Source organism: Roseibium sp. AWQ4_290 (assembly GCF_056160985.1).
Map to the genome: position 1 here is coordinate 191,921 of NZ_JBSWYG010000004.1, position 17,011 is coordinate 208,931.

Annotated in this window: 15 protein-coding genes and 1 pseudogene; 15 read left to right on the forward strand and 1 reads right to left on the reverse strand. The window is 60.7% G+C overall.

Annotated features, from left to right (window positions below):
- Nucleotides 1-2 precede the first annotated feature (2 nt).
- Nucleotides 3-764, reverse strand: coding sequence for a TSUP family transporter (locus tag ACXAH0_RS05920; protein WP_475173656.1), 762 nt, complete (start codon nt 762-764; stop codon nt 3-5).
- Between the two features lie 135 nt (nt 765-899).
- Between ACXAH0_RS05920 and ruvC the strand changes: the two genes are divergently transcribed.
- The 15 genes and pseudogenes from ruvC to glmM all read left to right on the forward strand — a co-directional run bounded on the left by ruvC (nt 900) and on the right by glmM (nt 16,944).
- On the forward strand, nt 900-1,415 hold the full coding sequence (gene ruvC, locus ACXAH0_RS05925) for a crossover junction endodeoxyribonuclease RuvC (RefSeq protein ID WP_475173658.1): 516 nt from the start codon (nt 900-902) through the stop codon (nt 1,413-1,415).
- A complete protein-coding gene (gene ruvA / locus ACXAH0_RS05930) occupies nt 1,412-2,029 on the forward strand; it encodes a Holliday junction branch migration protein RuvA (RefSeq protein WP_475189698.1) in 618 nt (205 codons plus the stop codon). The genes ruvC and ruvA overlap by 4 nt, the downstream gene beginning before the upstream one ends.
- On the forward strand, nt 2,026-2,271 hold the full coding sequence (locus ACXAH0_RS05935) for an endonuclease (protein ID WP_475173661.1): 246 nt from the start codon (nt 2,026-2,028) through the stop codon (nt 2,269-2,271). The genes ruvA and ACXAH0_RS05935 overlap by 4 nt, the downstream gene beginning before the upstream one ends.
- A complete protein-coding gene (gene ruvB, locus ACXAH0_RS05940) occupies nt 2,261-3,301 on the forward strand; it encodes a Holliday junction branch migration DNA helicase RuvB (protein ID WP_475173663.1) in 1,041 nt (346 codons plus the stop codon). The genes ACXAH0_RS05935 and ruvB overlap by 11 nt, the downstream gene beginning before the upstream one ends.
- A gap of 119 nt (nt 3,302-3,420) precedes the next feature.
- Nucleotides 3,421-5,532, forward strand: a complete 2,112-nt coding sequence (locus ACXAH0_RS05945; protein WP_475189700.1) for a methyl-accepting chemotaxis protein — start codon at nt 3,421-3,423, stop codon at nt 5,530-5,532.
- 150 nt (nt 5,533-5,682) lie between these two features.
- A pseudogene (ybgC, locus tag ACXAH0_RS05950) lies at nt 5,683-6,184 on the forward strand (tol-pal system-associated acyl-CoA thioesterase).
- Nucleotides 6,185-6,450: 266 nt separating this feature from the next.
- On the forward strand, nt 6,451-7,158 hold the full coding sequence (gene tolQ, locus ACXAH0_RS05955; RefSeq protein WP_475173669.1) for a protein TolQ: 708 nt from the start codon (nt 6,451-6,453) through the stop codon (nt 7,156-7,158).
- Nucleotides 7,159-7,161: 3 nt separating this feature from the next.
- Nucleotides 7,162-7,614, forward strand: coding sequence for an ExbD/TolR family protein (locus ACXAH0_RS05960; protein ID WP_475173670.1), 453 nt, complete (start codon nt 7,162-7,164; stop codon nt 7,612-7,614).
- Between the two features lie 6 nt (nt 7,615-7,620).
- Nucleotides 7,621-8,613 carry a TonB C-terminal domain-containing protein gene (locus ACXAH0_RS05965; RefSeq protein WP_475173673.1) on the forward strand — a complete coding sequence of 331 codons (993 nt, stop codon included), beginning with the start codon at nt 7,621-7,623 and terminating at the stop codon, nt 8,611-8,613.
- Nucleotides 8,614-8,657: 44 nt separating this feature from the next.
- A complete protein-coding gene (gene tolB / locus ACXAH0_RS05970; protein WP_475173674.1) occupies nt 8,658-10,007 on the forward strand; it encodes a Tol-Pal system beta propeller repeat protein TolB in 1,350 nt (449 codons plus the stop codon).
- 155 nt (nt 10,008-10,162) lie between these two features.
- The gene (gene pal, locus ACXAH0_RS05975) at nt 10,163-10,651 is read left to right on the forward strand and encodes a peptidoglycan-associated lipoprotein Pal (protein ID WP_475173677.1); all 489 of its coding nucleotides are present in this window, start codon (nt 10,163-10,165) and stop codon (nt 10,649-10,651) included.
- 310 nt (nt 10,652-10,961) lie between these two features.
- Nucleotides 10,962-11,984: a tol-pal system protein YbgF gene (ybgF, locus tag ACXAH0_RS05980; RefSeq protein ID WP_475173680.1), complete on the forward strand. Its 1,023-nt coding sequence runs from the start codon at nt 10,962-10,964 to the stop codon at nt 11,982-11,984.
- The gene (gene tilS, locus ACXAH0_RS05985) at nt 11,968-13,311 is read left to right on the forward strand and encodes a tRNA lysidine(34) synthetase TilS (protein WP_475189702.1); all 1,344 of its coding nucleotides are present in this window, start codon (nt 11,968-11,970) and stop codon (nt 13,309-13,311) included. The genes ybgF and tilS overlap by 17 nt, the downstream gene beginning before the upstream one ends.
- 199 nt (nt 13,312-13,510) lie before the next feature.
- Nucleotides 13,511-15,430, forward strand: coding sequence for an ATP-dependent zinc metalloprotease FtsH (ftsH, locus tag ACXAH0_RS05990; protein WP_475189704.1), 1,920 nt, complete (start codon nt 13,511-13,513; stop codon nt 15,428-15,430).
- Between the two features lie 170 nt (nt 15,431-15,600).
- Complete coding sequence (glmM, locus tag ACXAH0_RS05995) at nt 15,601-16,944, forward strand: phosphoglucosamine mutase (protein ID WP_475173686.1); 1,344 nt, start codon at nt 15,601-15,603, stop codon at nt 16,942-16,944.
- Nucleotides 16,945-17,011 lie beyond the last annotated feature (67 nt).

A 17,011-nucleotide genomic window follows, 5' to 3' on the forward strand; every position in this document is an offset into this window, starting at 1 on the left:
ACTCAGCGCAAATAAGGATCCAGCAGGGGCATGCTGGTGAGGGCTGCAAGGGCAATCAGGAGATAGGCCGCCTTGCGGTAGTGGCGCCCGCCGGAGGATTTGAACCCGTAAGTGCCAAGAAGGAGTGAAGCTCCATAGACAGGGACGGCCAGAACCAGCAGGGCGGCCACCTCGGCTGTGAAGAAGCCGATTCTGGCATAGGCAAAGTAGGTGCCGAGGCCTGCCAGCACAAAAAAGACAATCAGGTTGGCCCGGACCACCGGGGCATTGCTGGAGCTGGACAGCCAGACCGCTGCAACAGGCGGTGCCGACATCTGGGACACTCCGCCCAGCACACCGGACAGGGCGCCGGTGGCAAATGACAGCCCCGGGCCGGGGCGGGATCTCAAGTGCCAGCCGGACAACAGCAGCGCCAACAGGGCTGCAACGATTGCAAAAATGCACCAGCGCAGCACAAGAACGTCCGCTGTTGCCAGCAGCCAGGCGCCGAAATGAACAAACACAATGGCGCCCAGGCAGGCGGGCAGAACAGTGGCCCAGTCACAGCGGCGCAGAACTGTAAATACGAGGGGCAGGGTGACCACTGTGTCGATTACCAGAAAGGTTGCCGCCGCCACGGCCGGAGGCAGCAGGCTGGCGGCCACCGGCATGAAAATCATGCCGCCGCCAAAGCCTGTGAAGCCGCGCACGGTGCCTGCCACGCATAGAACAGCCGCGAGCACAGCCAGAAGGCCGGGCGGGAATGTAGCGAGCGGGTTGAACATGCTCTTCCTTCCTGATCAAGGCAGCGCCACGGCGTCTTGATATCAGCTGTCCGATGCTGGTTTTGGACAGGCTTTCAAGCCGTAGGATGCGCTTTGTCTGGCGTCAACGGGGAAGTTTTGTTACCGATTTGTTCCATGGTACATGCGATTCGATTGCTCGGCATTGATCCGGGACTGAGGCGTACCGGCTGGGGCATGATCGAAGCGTCGGGAAACCGGCTGTCTTTCATCGCGTCAGGAACGGTCACGTCGGACAACAAAAAGAGCCTCGCCGAACGGCTGGTCGAGCTGCATGAGGGCCTGCGCGCCGTCGTCGCCCGGCATGAACCGATGGAAGCGGCGGTCGAGCATACCTTCGTCAACAAGGATGCGGGCGCCACGCTGAAGCTCGGCCAGGCCCGGGGAATCGCTCTGCTGGTGCCGTCGCAGGCCGGGCTGCCGGTGGCCGAATATGCGCCCAACCTGGTGAAGAAGACCGTTGTCGGCACGGGCCATGCGGAAAAGGAGCAGATCCGGGCCATGGTGAAGGTGCTGATGCCCAGAGCCACATTCAATTCGGACGATGCCGCCGACGCGCTGGCCATCGCCATCTGCCATGCCCAGCACCGGGCGAGCACGGCGGCGCGTCTGGCCGCACAGGGGGGCGCATGATCGGCAAGCTCAAAGGAACCATAGACAGCTATGGCGAGGACCATGTGATCCTTGATGTCCATGGGGTTGGCTATCAAGTGCATTGCCCGTCGCGGATCCTGCAAGGGCTGCCGCGTGCAGGTGAGGCGTCGGTGCTGTTCATTGAAACCATCGTGCGCGAAGACATGATCCGCCTTTACGGCTTCGGTCAGGAAGCGGAGCGCGAATGGTTCCGCATCCTGATGACGGTTCAGGGCGTGGGCGCCAAAGTGGCGCTCGGCATTTTGGGCATCTTAAAGGCCAGCGAGGTGGCAAACGCCATCGCGCTTGGCGACAAAGCCACGATTTCGCGGGCGCCGGGGGTCGGCAAGCGGGTGGCAGAGCGTATCTTGAGCGAGTTGAAGGACAAGGCGCCCGCCCTTGCCACGGTCGATCAGGGCACGATTGCCGTGTCCCAGAGTGTTGCGGCAAATGCCGCGGCGCGCCCGGTGGCCGAAGCGGTTTCCGCGCTTGCGAATTTGGGCTATGCACAGGCGCAGGCAAGTGCGGCCGTCGCCAAAGCGGTGCAATCGGCCGGAGAAGACGCATCTACCGAGACGCTGATCCGTCTCGGCTTGAAGGAACTGGCAAGATGATTGCCTTCACCTACGCCGTGATCGCGGTTGTGTTCGTGACCCTCGGCATTGGCGGGATCATGTATCTCGATCATCTGTTTTCCAAGTCCGTCGGCGATCGCCCCTTCGCGATCAAAGGGCGCCGGATCGACACGGATGATCCCTTTGTGCGCAATCAGTTCCGCAAATTTTATGCTTTCAGGGTGGGCTGGTCGCTTCTGCTCATTGTTTTGCTTCTGGTGGTGGTAAGCCATGTCGGATGACAGCCGCATCGTCACGCCGGAAATCCGCGGCGATGAGATCGACAGCACCATGCGTCCGCAAACGCTGGACGATTTCGTCGGTCAGGCCCAGGCGCGGGCCAATCTGAAGGTCTTTATCGGGGCGGCCAAGGCGCGGGGCGAGGCTTTGGATCATGTCTTGTTTGTCGGGCCACCCGGCCTTGGCAAGACCACTCTGGCGCAGATCATGGCGCGGGAACTGGGGGTAAATTTCCGGGCCACCTCCGGGCCGGTTATCGCCAAGGCCGGAGATCTGGCGGCGCTTTTGACCAATCTGGAAGAGCGGGACGTTTTGTTTATCGACGAGATCCACCGGCTGAACCCGGCGGTTGAGGAAGTGCTTTATCCGGCCATGGAGGATTATCAGCTCGACCTGATCATCGGCGAAGGCCCGGCGGCGCGGTCGGTGAAGATTGACCTGGCCAAATTCACCCTTGTGGCGGCCACCACCCGGCTGGGGCTGCTGACGACGCCCTTGCGGGACCGGTTTGGCATTCCGGTGCGGCTCCAGTTCTATACGGTCGGGGAACTGGAACATATCGTCAAACGCGGGGCTGCTTTGCTTGGCATCGGCATGGCCGGAGACGGTGCCCATGAGATCGCCAAACGCTCGCGCGGCACGCCGCGCATCGCCGGACGTCTTTTGCGGCGGGTCCGGGACTTTGCCGTGGTTGAAGGCATTGAGAAGGTGGATCGGGCGCTTGCCGACCGGGCCCTTCTGCAGCTTGAGGTGGACGGGGCCGGGCTGGACAGTCTCGACCGGCGCTATCTCAACCAGATTGCCGTCAACTTCGGCGGCGGTCCCGTCGGCATTGAGACCATTGCGGCCGCGTTGTCCGAGCCCAGGGACGCCATCGAAGAAATTGTCGAACCTTATCTGATCCAGAATGGATTCCTGCAGCGCACCCCAAGGGGCCGCATCTTGACCCAGATGGCATTTGCGCATTTGGGCCTGGCTGTGCCCGACCGGCTTGAGGCTGGTCAGATGGGCCTGTTCTCCGAGCCGGAATAGCCCTTTTTTCTCACGTCCCCACTTATGATTGTAAGAAATGCCTAATCCGCTTACGGTTGGTTAAGGGTTTGTTGGAGATTGTCTGCCTAGATCAAACGACAAGTTTCCGGGGGGATTTTATGCGCAAGCGGCTTTCATCCAAGCTCGTTCTCATGTTCTTGGCTGGTGCCCTGACCATGTGCGTGGCCATCGTCACCGTGACCTCGACCCTGTCGCGGGATGTGGCGAACGGGCAGGCGGATAACGGGCTGAAGAGCGCGACCAAGGCCAAACAGAAGGCTCTGGAACTGGCGCTCGATCAAGTGACCTATAGCGCCACCTTCTTCGTGTCCTTGAAGGAGGCCAAGGACAGCCTGATGAAGACGCTCGTCGGCTGGAAGAACCTCAAGGAAGGTCAGACCGAGACCCTTCGCAAGATTTTCGTGACGGACAATCCGCATCCCGTTGAAGAGCGCCACTTGCTGGTGGAGCCGGATGAATCGAACTACTATGTGAACAATCACAAGGTTGTGCACCCGGTCTATCAGGAGGTTGTCTCCCAGGGCCTGTTCTCCGATGTGGCCCTGTCCAACCCGGAAGGGGACATCACCTATTCCTACCGCAAAGGGCCGGAATTTGCCCGTAATGTTAAGGATGCAGAGATCCGGGGAACGCCGGTGCAAGTTGCCATGGCAGGCCTTTATGCAGCGGCAGAGAACCAGAGCCTTGAGGCCGGGCAGATCTTTTCCTCCGGCTTCCAGGTCGGCAAAGACGGTCAGGTTGCCCTGGTGCTGGCGGCTCCGGTCTTCTATCTGGACAAGTTCTTCGGTGCGATTGCCTTTACGGCGGACATGGAGCGCCTGGCCGGGCTGATGAATGAAAAGACCGGGCTTGGCGACAGCGAGCAAAACCTGCTTGAGGATGCAGCCGGAAAACTGGTCAAGCTGGATGCCAAGGGCCGGGCTGCAGCCGTTTACGCACTCAGTGATATTTCGGCTGGCGACCGCCTGATCCGTCTGGACGGCAGCGACTTCCGCTATGCAGAGGCAAGGGACAGGTTCGAAGATACGCCCTACGGGATCATCGAAGCGGTCAAGCAGACGGAATTGTCGGCTGCGGCGGACCGGATCACCTATGGCGCGATTCTGTCCGGGTTTCTCTGCCTGGTGCCCATTGTCGGTCTGATCTGGTGGGTCACCCGGCGGATGTTTGCGCCCATGGAAGACCTGTCCGTGACCGCGCGCAAGATTGCCGATGGCGATTTGGAAGTGGCCGTTCAGGCAACGGACCGGCAGGATGAGATCGGCCGGCTGGCCCGGTGCATCGCCGTTTTCAAGGACAACGCGGTTGAACGGGAACGGCTTGCAGCTGAACGCCGGGTTGGCCATGAGGCCCGGGCAAAGCGCGAAGAGCTTATCGACACGCTGATCGCATCCTTCCGGGCGGAATCCCAGTCTGTCCTGGAGCTGGTCGAAGCCAATATTTCCCGGGTGCAGGATGTTGCCTCGGAGCTCAACACCCGCTCTGCTTCTGCCTCGGATCAGGGGCAGGCGGCTGTGTCCACCTCTGAGAGCGCGTCTTCCAATGTGCAGGCGGTGGCATCTGCGACCGAAGAGCTGAACGCCTCGATTTCTGAAATTTCCCGCCAGGTGGAAACAACGGCAACCATCGTTGAAAACACCACGGAGACGGCTCAGAGTTCCAACAACAAGATCTCCGGTCTTGCGGAAGCCGCAAACAAGATTGGCGACGTTGTGTCCCTAATCCAGGCGATTGCCGAGCAAACCAACCTTCTGGCCCTGAACGCGACCATTGAGGCCGCCCGCGCCGGGGATGCGGGCAAGGGCTTTGCGGTCGTGGCCTCTGAAGTGAAGTCGCTGGCCGGACAGACGGCCAAGGCGACGGAAGAAATCTCCACCCAGATTGCGGCGATCCAGGCCTCGACAACCGAAGCCGTTGACGAGATTGCGCGGGTGTCGGAAGCGGTGGAGGAGGTGAATTCCTACACCGCAACCATTTCCGATGCGGTTCAGCAGCAGGGATCGGCCACCAGCGAGATCTCGCGCAATGTTGCGGAAGCCGCCAAGGGAACCCGCAGTGTCGCGACCACGGTCGCCTCTCTGAACGACGGGGTTGCGGAGAATTCCGGTGCTGTCAGTGACATGATGACGGCAACCCTGGAGATGAAAGAGCAGGCCGAGCATCTTCGGACGTCGGTTGAGAAATTCCTTTCTGAGGTTGCAGCCGCCTGACCGCAGACTTAGGTATCAGAAGGCCGTCTGGTCGCAAGACCGGACGGCCTTTGTCTGTTGAACCTTAGAGCGCGCCGCGTTCCTATGGATTGAAGCAGCTTTGTCTTTTGCGTTGAAATCTGTGATTTCAGGCCGCGCAAGGCAAACCCGATGAATCGTGACGTGCTGAAGAGGAATGTCCTTGTGACGGATTGGCCGGACCTCCCGGGCCGCTTGGAAGATGGTGGCCATGTACTCCCCGTGCGTGTTTATTACGAAGACACGGACTTCAGCGGAATTGTCTACCATGGCGCCTATGTGCGCTTTATCGAGCGGGCCCGGTCCGATTTTTTGCGCCTGACTGGCATTCACCACAAGGAACTGGCCTCTGGAATCCACGGAACAGCTATGGCGTTTGCGGTGCGTGGCATGACGATTGATTTCCATAAGCCGGCGAGAATCGACGATGTTCTTGAGATCCACACCAGTCTGTCGGAAATGCGGGGGGGCCAGAATCAAACTGGACCAGCTTGTCTACAAGGGCGAGGACCTTTTGGTGTCTGCGGCCGTGCATGTTGCGGTGATCACGATGGAAGGGCGGCCAACCCGTCTGCCCGTCAAACTCGCAGAACGGCTCGCGCGCTATGTTCCGGGGGATTTGCCTGCCGTATGAAGGATTTGCGGGTGGGACCGAGCTAGAACAGTCAAGGTTCCGGCAAAAAAATGCAAAACAGATTCCTCCGTTAATCTTGCAGTAACCTTAATTGACTCCTTTTAGAGGAGACTTGCTTTGCTGGGCAAAGTCCCAGTTTTGACAAATTCAAACGTCAGAGAGGCGGCTGGCTATGAGAAGCTGGCGTTTTGATATCGGACGGCCATTGCCGCGCCCGGGGGTCCGGGACCACTACCACGTCAGACGGCCAAGGGGTCATTGAATTTATGGAAACACTTGTCCAATCGACATTGGCAGCGCCACATGGCGACATCTCCTTCTTCGCGTTGTTCTGGCAAGCGCATATCGTTGTAAAGATCGTCATGCTCGGACTGCTCGGGGCGTCCGTGTGGTGCTGGGCGATCATCGTTGACAAGGTCTTGCTGATGGGGCGCACCAAGCGCCAGATGAGCCGTTTTGAAACCGTGTTCTGGTCGGGCCAGTCGCTCGAAGAACTGTATGGCACGCTGCATAACCGGGTGAACCATTCCATGGCGGCGCTGTTCGTGGCCGCCATGCGTGAGTGGAAACGCTCTCATGAGGGCGCGCGCCCGGCTATCGGGTCGTTGCAACAGCGTATTGACCGGGTGATGGATGTGACCATCCAACGGGAGGCGGAACGTCTGGAAAGCCGGCTGCTGATCCTGGCAACGGTCGGCTCTGCGGCGCCCTTTATCGGCCTGTTCGGTACGGTCTGGGGCATCATGACGGCCTTCCAGGCCATCGCCGCGTCCGAGAGCACCAACCTTGCCGTTGTCGCGCCTGGGATTGCCGAGGCGCTGTTTGCGACCGCGCTTGGCCTTCTGGCCGCGATCCCGGCCGTGATTGCCTATAATAAGTTCTCCTCCGATGTGGGCCGGGCGGTTGCACGCATGGAAGGCTTTGCCGACGAGTTCTCGGCGATCCTGTCCCGCCAGATCGACGAGAGGGGCTGAGCCATGGGCATGCAGGCCGGTGGAGGATCGGGCGGCGGAGGACGCCGGGGACGGCGGCGGCGCCGCGCGGCCCTGATGACCGAAATCAACGTGACGCCCTTTGTGGATGTCATGCTGGTGCTCTTGATCATTTTCATGGTGGCCGCGCCGCTTCTGACGGTCGGCGTGCCGATTGATCTGCCCGAGACCCAGGCCAAGGCGTTGGAAGGGGACACGGAGCCAATCACCCTGTCGGTGAATTCGGCCGGGGAGATCTTCATTCAGGATACGCCGATCGGGCTGGACGAAGTTGTGCCGAAACTGGAGGCGATTGCCGCCAACGGCTATGACGAGCGCATCTATGTGCGCGGTGACCAGGATGCCGACTACGGCACGATGATGAAGCTGATGGGCCGCATCAACGCGGCCGGTTTCAAACGACTAGGACTTGTCACACTGGAAGAACGGGACTCGTAACGCCGCATGCGCGCAGGTCTCATCGCGTCTTTGGCCGGTCATACGGCTATTCTAGTCTGGGGCCTGATCGCCTTTCCGGACGCGGAGCGCTTTTCTGTGCCGCAAGTAGATTCGATGCCTGTTGACCTAGTCCCGGTTGAGGAATTCACCCAGCTGCGTCTGGGTGAAAAAACGGCTGAAGTGCGCGATGTTGCCGCCCTTCAGCCGAGCGAAGCAGAGGTGGAAGAGCCGCCGCAGCCGGCTGACAAGCCCGGGCAAAGCCAGGTTCAACAGCCAACACCTCCGACCCCGGCACCGGCCCCAACTCCGGCGCCCGACCCCACACCTGCGCCAGAACAGGCTTCGGCGCCTGAACCCGCGCCCACGCCCACGCCTGAACCCACACCTGCGCCTGAACCCGCGCCAGAGCCTGCTCCTGCGCCAGCCGAGGCTGTGGAACCGGCCCCAGCCCCGGAGCCTGAAAGCGCGCCGGACCCGGCCCCGCAACAACAGGCTGCCCCCGAACCGCAGCCGATCGTGACCAGCGCCCGGCCGCGGGCCAAACCGGCCCCTCCGCGTCCGGCGCCGCCCAAGGATGATTTTGATTCCCAGCAGATTGCGGCGCTTCTCAACAAAGTCGAACCGGCAAGGCAACAGGGCAATGCCTCGCAGGAGCCGGCCGCCCTGGGGTCCCGCCAGGGCGCGCAGAATGTGCGCATGACCCAGTCGGAGCTTGATGCCCTGCGCGGCCAGGTGGCCCAGTGCTGGAACCCGCCGGTCGGGGCAGTCGGTGCCGAAGACCTGGCGGTCCGCGTGCGCTTTACCCTGTCCCAGGACGGGCAGGTGTCCAGCAGTCCGGAAGTGCTCAATGCCAGCGGAAATCCCGCCTTCGGCGCTGCTTCCAGCAGCGCGGTGCGCGCAATCATGCGGTGCCAGCCTTATTCGCTCCCCGTTGCCAAGTATGATGCCTGGCAGGAAGTGATCATCAATTTCGACCCCAGAGAAATGCTGGGGGGATAGTCCCGCAACGCCGGGAAAAATGTCGGAAAGGGAGCTCAGCGCTCATGCAGGGAATCTTGAAAACGCTGTTCGGTCCGGCTGGCCACAGAGCCTGCGGCCTTGCCGTTGTGTTGGCCATTGCCGCTGTCATGTCGCCACAGCCAGCCGCAGCGCTTGTCGAGATCGACATCACCCAGGGCAATATCGAGCCGCTGCCGATTGCCTTGCCCTCCTTTTCCGCAGATGGCGGCGACAGCACCCTGTCCAGCGACATGACGTCGGTTATTGCGGCAGATCTCAAACGCTCCGGCCTGTTCAATCCTCTGGATCCGGCGAGCTTCATCCAGAAGAATATGAGCGTGAATTCGACCCCGCGCTTCGGGGACTGGCGCCAGATCAGTGCTCAGGCGCTGGTGACCGGCACGGTGATCAAGCAGCCGGACGGCCGCCTGCGGGCGGAGTTCCGGCTCTGGGATGTTTTCGCCCAGGAACAGATGCTGGGACAGCAATTCTACACCACACCAGAGAACTGGCGCCGTCTGGCCCATATCATTGCCGATGCCATCTATGAGCGGCTGACCGGGGAAAAGGGCTATTTTGACACGCGCATCGTGTTTGTCGATGAGACCGGCCCCAAGGACAAGCGGGTCAAGCGCCTGGCGCTGATGGATCAGGATGGGGCCAATGTGCGCTATCTGACAAAGGGAGACGACCTTGTGCTGACCCCGCGCTTTTCGCCGACCAGCCAGGAAATCACCTATATGTCCTATGGTGGTGCGGACCCGAGCGTTTATCTGCTGAACATCGAAACCGGTCAGCGAGAGATTGTCGGCAATTTCCCGGGCATGACCTTTGCCCCGCGGTTTTCACCGGATGGGCAAAGCGTTGTTATGAGCCTGGAGCAGGGCGGCAATGCCAATATCTTCAAGATGGACTTGAGGTCGCGGCGCACGACACGGTTGACAAATTCCGCTGCAATTGACACCAGCCCTTCCTTCTCGCCCGACGGGCAGCAGGTCGTGTTTGAATCGGACAGGGGTGGCAGCCAGCAGCTCTATGTCATGAGTGCCAATGGCGGCGAAGCCAGACGCATTTCCTTCGGGCCCGGACGGTATTCGACACCGGTCTGGTCGCCGCGCGGGGATCTGATTGCCTTCACCAAGCAGCATCAGGGCCGGTTCATGATCGGTGTCATGAAGCCGGACGGCAAAGGCGAGCGCGTTCTGACCGAGGGGTATCACAATGAGGGGCCGGCCTGGTCGCCCAATGGCCGGGTGCTGGTGTTCTTCCGAGATACACCAGGGGCAAATGGCGGTCCTCAGATCTGGACGGTTGACCTGACTGGGTACAACGAGCAGCGGCTGGAGACACCGGCCTTTGCCTCCGATCCATCCTGGTCGCCGCTGATCAATTAGGCACCAGCCCCTCTATTTTAAGTCCAGGGATTGGTCATAATCTGTTAACCACCTTTGACAAGGCGCTTTTAACCACCTTTGGCTAGAAAGCATTTACCTTGGGCCGGGGTGAGCCGGAGGCCCTGAGAGCGGGCCGGGGATGTTAGGAGACGGGAATGTTGATGAAAGAAAACGCTGTTCGGGGAACGCGATGGATTGCGGTCTGCTTCGCTCTCCTGTTTCTGGCCGCCTGTGCGCGCACCACGGACACAGATGGCCTGACCAGCAATGTGAAACCGGGCACGGGACAGGACTTTGTGGTCAATGTCGGTGACCGCGTCTTTTTTGAAGAGGACCAGTCAGTCCTGAACGCCAAAGGCCAGTCCACGCTGGCCGGGCAGGCGAAGTGGCTGAACCGCTATTCGCAATACACCATCACGGTGGAAGGCCATGCAGATGAGCGCGGCACCCGCCAGTACAACATCGCGCTGGGGGCCCGGCGCGCTCAGGCCGCCCGGGATTATCTGATTTCCCAGGGCGTCAGCGCGTCCCGGATCAAGACCATTTCCTATGGCAAGGAACGGCCTGTTGCGGTCTGTAACGACAACAGCTGCTGGTCCCAGAACCGGCGGGCTGTGACGGTGCTGAACAACGCCACGAATTGATCTTCAAAGAGACTGATTTCCATACGTCAGGCCGGGTATTTCCCGGCCTGACGGCTTTTGCGGGGGCAAATCCGGTCTTTCTTGCCAGGCCAGCTCCCCCCGTCAAAATTTAGCCGAAGTCCCAAGGCTCTGTGACCTTGAGTGCAGGGCCGGGCATGCGTTAAGACTTCGCAGGGAAGGAGTGGCGGACACTTGCTGGAAAGCAGAGTGGCCGCGCGCCGTTTTCAGGCCTTTGACCAGGGCAGATCCCTGGCCGCCCAGCCTGACCTGCGTGATCTCCTGGCTCCCAGTCCGCGAACCGGAGGACCGAATGCAGACTTTTAAAGCCCTTTTGGGTCAGACACTTTCCCGGCATATGCTCTCGGGAAAACAGATTTCCGGCATGGTTCTGGCCTTGGTGCTGGTGGTGGCGGCCACCCCGTCCGAGGCGCAGCTTTTTGGCCGCAAGAAGGACGATTCCGCAGTCAGGATCACCCAGTTGGAAGAGCGGATCCGGGCTTTGACCGGGCAGATCGAACAACTTTCCCACCAGATGCGGGAAATGCAGGACCAGATGCGCCGCATGCAGGAGGACAATGAATACCGGTTCCAGCAGCTGGAAGGCGGCACACCGGGCAAGCGCTCACAGGTTGCCCCGAGCCAATCTGCACCGACAGGGGCACCCGGCAGCACCGCGCCGGGCCTGGCTGCCGACGGCAGCCCCAAGACGCAGCCTCTGATCGCGCCGGGTGGTGGCTTTGCCACCTTGCCCGCAGAAGGGTCCGGGGATGGCAATTGGGGTCAGACCGGTGGCTATGAGGATGGCAGCAACCAGCCGAGCGACGGGCCGATTGACCTGTCCAAGCTGGCCAATGGCCTGGAAAGCCTTCCGGGGGGCGGTAACGCAGAACAGCCCGGACCGGGACTGGCGACGGAAGACGATGCCATTGCCGATGTGATTGGCACCGGCGATCCGCGCACAGACTATGACAGCGCCTATTCGCTGGCGGTCAACGGGGACTATGCGGGCGCTGAACGTGGCTTCCGCACTTTTCTGGAAACTTATCCGGACAGCAACCTGACCGCCAACGCCCAATACTGGCTGGGCGAAAGTCTGCTGGCTCAGCAGAATTACCGGGGCGCGGCAGATGCTTTCCTTAAGACCTATACGGACTATCCCGGCAGCGACAAGACCCCGGACAGCCTACTGAAACTGGGTGTCTCCCTGCGCGGCATGGGCGAGGCCGACGCCGCCTGTGCCACCTTGGCCGAACTCCTGACCAAATTCCCGAATGCAGCGCCTGCCGTTCTTTCCCAGGCCCGTGACGAACGCAGCCGTGCGCAATGTTCCTGATAGGGCAGAAGAGCCGGAGGCTCTGACGCAGACTGAGGCCGACGCGCTGTTCGCGGGCCTGTTTTCTTTTTCCAATCTCGCGCTGGCTGTGTCCGGCGGCGCGGATTCCCTGTCCCTGATGGTTCTGTTTGACGACTGGCGCCGCCGTGCCGGCTGGACCGGCCTATGCGAAGTTCTGGTGGTGGATCACGGATTGCGCGCGGAAAGCGGACAGGAAGCCGAATTTGTCATGGCCGAGGCGGCCCGGCTGGGGTTGCGGGGTGCAATTTTGCGCTGGCAGGGCCCCAAGCCCGATCAGAATCTTCAGGAGGCTGCCCGGCAGGCGCGGTATGCCTTGATGGCCTCCAGGATGGGGGCAACGGGCGCGCAGGCGCTTCTGCTTGGCCACCATCTGGACGATCAGGCCGAGACGTTTTTGGACCGGTTGACGCGGGGCAGTGGCCTCTCAGGCCTCAGTGCCATGGCTGCTGATGAGCGCGAGGGGCCGGAGGGGCTCCATCTGCTGCGCCCCCTTCTGGGACTGCGCAAGGCGCGGCTGGAGGCCAGTTTGCGCGCCAGAGGGCTTTCCTGGTGTGCCGATCCCTCCAACCGGGATGAAAAATACAAGCGCAGCCGCCTGCGCCGGATCATGGGGCTTTTGGAAGATGAAGGCCTGTCGCCGGACCGGCTGGTGGAAACGGCCGCTCACCTCCGGCGGGCCCGGCAGGCCCTGGAAGTGACGGTCAACGGTTTTGCGGACGAACACGTGACCCATCATCCGGCGGGACCGGCCAGGGTTGAGCGCCAGGCCTATGCCGGGCTGCCGGACGACCTGCGTTTGCGGTTTCTGAACCGGATCACCCAGGATGTGACGGGTCTTCGCCCCAGGCCGCGCTTCTCCAGACTGCGGGCTCTGGATGAGGCCTTGAGGGCCGGTGAGCCTGCCCGCCAGTGTTTGTCCGGCGCTGTTTTTGAAGCGGATGGCGTGTTTCTGTGGTGCTGGCGGGAAGCTGGGCGGCAGCCTCCGGAGACTGTCCACGGGCTGACGGGCGAAGGGATCTGGGACCGGCGCTTCAAATATCAGGTGCTGCCGGACGCTGTTGGCATTGACAAGGGGGAGGGATTGTCTCTCGGGCCGTTTGGCGCCTCTCCCTTGAAAAGCAGCAGTGTTGTCTGGCCGTGCGGCTGGCCCAAGGAGGCCTTTGAATGTGCCCCGGTGCTCTGGACGCAAAACCGGGAGGTGGTCCGGCTTCCGGAGATGCTGGATCTGCGCGTTCCTGAAAATAACCATGGCAGCAGCTTCAGATTGGCGAGGCTGCCGTTCCGGGGTAAACTGGCGGGCAATTGACGGGAGGATCGGACGTTAACGGAATTTCTGGAGTTTTCCTGGGATCAAACTTCTGATAGACGTCCCGGCTTAATAAATTAGTCAGTGCATATGCGCATTATGGCGCACCGCCTTGGCAGCGGGCCTTGGGCGACCTATCTTCGCTCTAGAGAAATGTAACCGCGTGCACTATGTCGCGTCGGGCGGTTAAGGGAACGAAATGAACGCACATTTTCGCAATTTTGCTCTTTGGGTGATCATCGCCGTATTGCTGATCGCATTGTTCCAGCTGTTTCAAAATCCTGCAAAGCAAGGCGCCGCCAATGATGTCGCCTATTCGGAGTTCATGCGGCAGGTGGACAATGGTGACGTCAGATCCGTGACCATTCAGGAACAGACAATCACCGGCATCTACAACAGCGGTGGCTCTTTCCATACCTATGCGCCGGAAGGGGCCCAGTATGTGGATGAGCTGCGCAACAAGGGTGTGATGATCAAGGCGAGCCCGCCGTCGGAAAGCTCCCCTCTGCTCGGGGCCCTGGTGTCCTGGCTGCCGATGCTGATCATTCTGGGTATCTGGATCTTCGTGATGCGCCAGATGCAGGGCTCCGGCGGCAAGGCTATGGGTTTCGGTAAGTCCAAGGCCAAGCTTTTGACTGAAGCGCATGGCCGGGTGACCTTTGAAGATGTTGCCGGCATTGACGAGGCCAAGGAAGATCTTCAGGAAATCGTTGAATTCCTGCGGGACCCGCAGAAGTTCCAGCGCTTGGGCGGCCGTATTCCGCGCGGTGTGCTGCTGGTCGGTCCTCCGGGCACCGGTAAGACCCTGACCGCCCGTGCCGTGGCGGGTGAGGCGAATGTGCCGTTCTTCACCATTTCCGGCTCCGACTTCGTGGAAATGTTTGTCGGCGTCGGTGCGTCCCGTGTGCGCGACATGTTCGAACAGGCCAAGAAAAATGCGCCCTGCATCATCTTCATCGATGAGATTGATGCGGTCGGACGACACCGCGGGGCCGGACTTGGCGGCGGCAATGACGAGCGCGAGCAGACCTTGAACCAGCTTCTGGTCGAAATGGATGGCTTTGAGCCCAATGAGGGTATCATTATCATCGCGGCGACCAACCGCCCGGACGTTCTGGACCCGGCGTTGCTGCGTCCGGGCCGGTTTGACCGTCAGATCGTGGTTCCGAACCCGGACATCACCGGCCGCGAGAAGATCCTGAAGGTTCATATGCGCAAAGTGCCGTTGGCTCCGGATGTGGATGTGAAGACCCTGGCACGGGGAACGCCCGGCTTTTCCGGTGCGGATCTGATGAACCTGGTCAATGAGGCGGCCCTTCTGGCGGCGCGGCGCTCCAAGCGTCTTGTGACGATGGCCGAGTTCGAGGATGCCAAGGACAAGGTGATGATGGGCGCGGAACGCCGCACTCTCGTCATGTCCGAGGAAGAAAAGAAACTCACCGCCTATCACGAAGCCGGACACGCTCTCGTGGCGCTCCATCAGGAAGCCTCCGATCCGATCCACAAGGCGACGATTATTCCGCGCGGCCGGGCTCTTGGTATGGTCATGCGCCTGCCGGAAAAGGATCAGGTGTCGCTGACGCGGGCAAAGTGCTATGCGGATCTGGCGGTGGCCATGGGCGGCCGTGTGGCAGAAGAAAAGATCTTCGGCTACGAGAAAGTCACCTCAGGAGCGTCCGGGGACATCCAGATGGCCACCCGTCTGGCCCGTGCCATGGTCACCCAGTGGGGCATGTCCGACAAGCTCGGCCTGATTTCCTATGGCGAGAACCAGGAAGAAGTGTTCCTGGGCCATTCCGTGGCCCGCCAGCAGAATATTTCCGGCGTAACGCAGAAAATGATCGATGAGGAAATCAAGGCCTATGTCGATCAGGGTTACGGCACCGCCGAGAGGATCCTGACTGAACATGAAGATCAGCTGCACACCATCGCCAAGGGTCTTTTGGAGTATGAGACCTTGTCCGGTGACGAGATCAAGGATCTCTTGAACGGCAAGCCGCCGGTGCGGGATACGGATGATGATCAGCCGATTGGACGGTCATCTGCTGTGCCCACCGCTGGCGCCAAACGGGGCGGAGACGAGCCGTCGGGTGGGCTGGAGCCCCAGCCTCAGGCTTGATTTGGCCGGTTGTGACGTTGAGAAGCCCGGCTTGCCGGGCTTCTTGCGTTTTGAGGGACAGCAGACACAACGTTAGTGAATCGTAATATTTGCTCACATATTTTGAAGCCAATTTCGAAGCAAGTGCGTTAAACAAGAACGCAGACAACCAGTTCAGACAGGCATGATTGATGCGTAAATTTTTCGGTACGGACGGCATCCGCGGCGAGGCCAATTCCTATCCCATGACTGCGGACATGGCTCTCAAGGTCGGTATGGCAGCGGGCCAGGCTTTCAAGAATGGCGGCCATCGCCACCGGGTGGTGATTGGCAAGGACACGCGCCTGTCAGGCTACATGCTTGAATATGCCCTGGTGGCCGGATTTACGTCGGTGGGGATGGACGTGTTTCTGTTAGGGCCGATGCCGACCCCGGCCGTGGCCATGCTGACCCGGTCCTTGCGTACCGATCTCGGTGTGATGATCTCCGCCTCGCACAATCCTTTTCATGACAATGGCATCAAGTTTTTCGGGCCCGACGGGTTCAAGCTCAGCGACGAGATCGAGCACCGCATCGAGGCACTGATTGAAGGGGATTTGAGCGGAAATCTGTCAGGCCCGCGCGAGCTGGGCAGAGCCCGGCGGATCGATGGTGCGCAGCAGCGCTATATCGAATTTGCCAAGCGCACGCTGCCGCGGGAGATGAACCTGGAAGGCCTGCGGGTGGTCATCGACTGCGCCAATGGCGCCGCCTACAAGGTGGCCCCCGAAGCGCTCTGGGAACTGGGGGCGGATGTTATCTCCATGGGGGTCTCCCCGGACGGGTACAACATCAACAAGGAATGCGGATCCACCTCGACAGATGCGTTGTCCCGCAAGGTGCATGAAGTGCGCGCAGATATCGGGATTGCGCTGGACGGGGATGCGGACCGGGTCATCATTGTCGATGAAAACGGCCAGGTGGTTGATGGCGACCAGCTGATGGCGGTTGTCGCCCAGTCCTGGCAGGCCAGTGACCGTTTGTCCGGCCCGGGGATTGTGGCCACGGTCATGTCCAATCTTGGGTTGGAGCGGTATCTGGACGGCCTCGGTCTCGATCTCGCCCGCACCAAGGTCGGTGACCGGTATGTGGTCGAACATATGCGCGCCAATGGCTTCAATGTGGGCGGGGAACAGTCCGGCCATATCGTATTGTCGGACTTTGCCACCACCGGCGACGGTCTCATTGCCGCGCTTCAGGTGCTTGCCTGCGTGAAGGATCAGAACCGGCCGGTCTCCGAAGTCTGCCGCCGGTTCGACCCGGTGCCGCAGATCCTGAAAAACGTCCGCTACCGCAGTGGCAAACCGCTGGAACAGGACGCCGTCAAGTCTGCGATCCAAGACGGAGAGGCGCGTCTTGGCACGTCGGGCCGTCTGGTGATCCGGGCCTCCGGCACCGAGCCGCTGATCCGTGTCATGGCTGAAGGAGACGATGCGGAGCTGGTCAAGCAGGTCGTCAATGATATTGCCGGTGTTGTGGCTTCCGTTGCTGCTTAAGGTTATCTGATTTAAATATGAAGGAGAAATCGCTCTTAAAGGGGCGTTTTCTCTCTTTTGTTTGTTT

Coding starts and splice junctions, on each gene's coding strand:
- ACXAH0_RS05920 (WP_475173656.1), bottom strand. CDS start 764: ATGTTCAACCCGCTCGCTACATTCCCGCCCGGCCTTCTGGCTGTGCTC.
- ruvC (WP_475173658.1), top strand. CDS start 900: ATGGTACATGCGATTCGATTGCTCGGCATTGATCCGGGACTGAGGCGT.
- ruvA (WP_475189698.1), top strand. CDS start 1,412: ATGATCGGCAAGCTCAAAGGAACCATAGACAGCTATGGCGAGGACCAT.
- ACXAH0_RS05935 (WP_475173661.1), top strand. CDS start 2,026: ATGATTGCCTTCACCTACGCCGTGATCGCGGTTGTGTTCGTGACCCTC.
- ruvB (WP_475173663.1), top strand. CDS start 2,261: ATGTCGGATGACAGCCGCATCGTCACGCCGGAAATCCGCGGCGATGAG.
- ACXAH0_RS05945 (WP_475189700.1), top strand. CDS start 3,421: ATGCGCAAGCGGCTTTCATCCAAGCTCGTTCTCATGTTCTTGGCTGGT.
- tolQ (WP_475173669.1), top strand. CDS start 6,451: ATGGAAACACTTGTCCAATCGACATTGGCAGCGCCACATGGCGACATC.
- ACXAH0_RS05960 (WP_475173670.1), top strand. CDS start 7,162: ATGGGCATGCAGGCCGGTGGAGGATCGGGCGGCGGAGGACGCCGGGGA.
- ACXAH0_RS05965 (WP_475173673.1), top strand. CDS start 7,621: ATGCGCGCAGGTCTCATCGCGTCTTTGGCCGGTCATACGGCTATTCTA.
- tolB (WP_475173674.1), top strand. CDS start 8,658: ATGCAGGGAATCTTGAAAACGCTGTTCGGTCCGGCTGGCCACAGAGCC.
- pal (WP_475173677.1), top strand. CDS start 10,163: ATGTTGATGAAAGAAAACGCTGTTCGGGGAACGCGATGGATTGCGGTC.
- ybgF (WP_475173680.1), top strand. CDS start 10,962: ATGCAGACTTTTAAAGCCCTTTTGGGTCAGACACTTTCCCGGCATATG.
- ftsH (WP_475189704.1), top strand. CDS start 13,511: ATGAACGCACATTTTCGCAATTTTGCTCTTTGGGTGATCATCGCCGTA.
- glmM (WP_475173686.1), top strand. CDS start 15,601: ATGCGTAAATTTTTCGGTACGGACGGCATCCGCGGCGAGGCCAATTCC.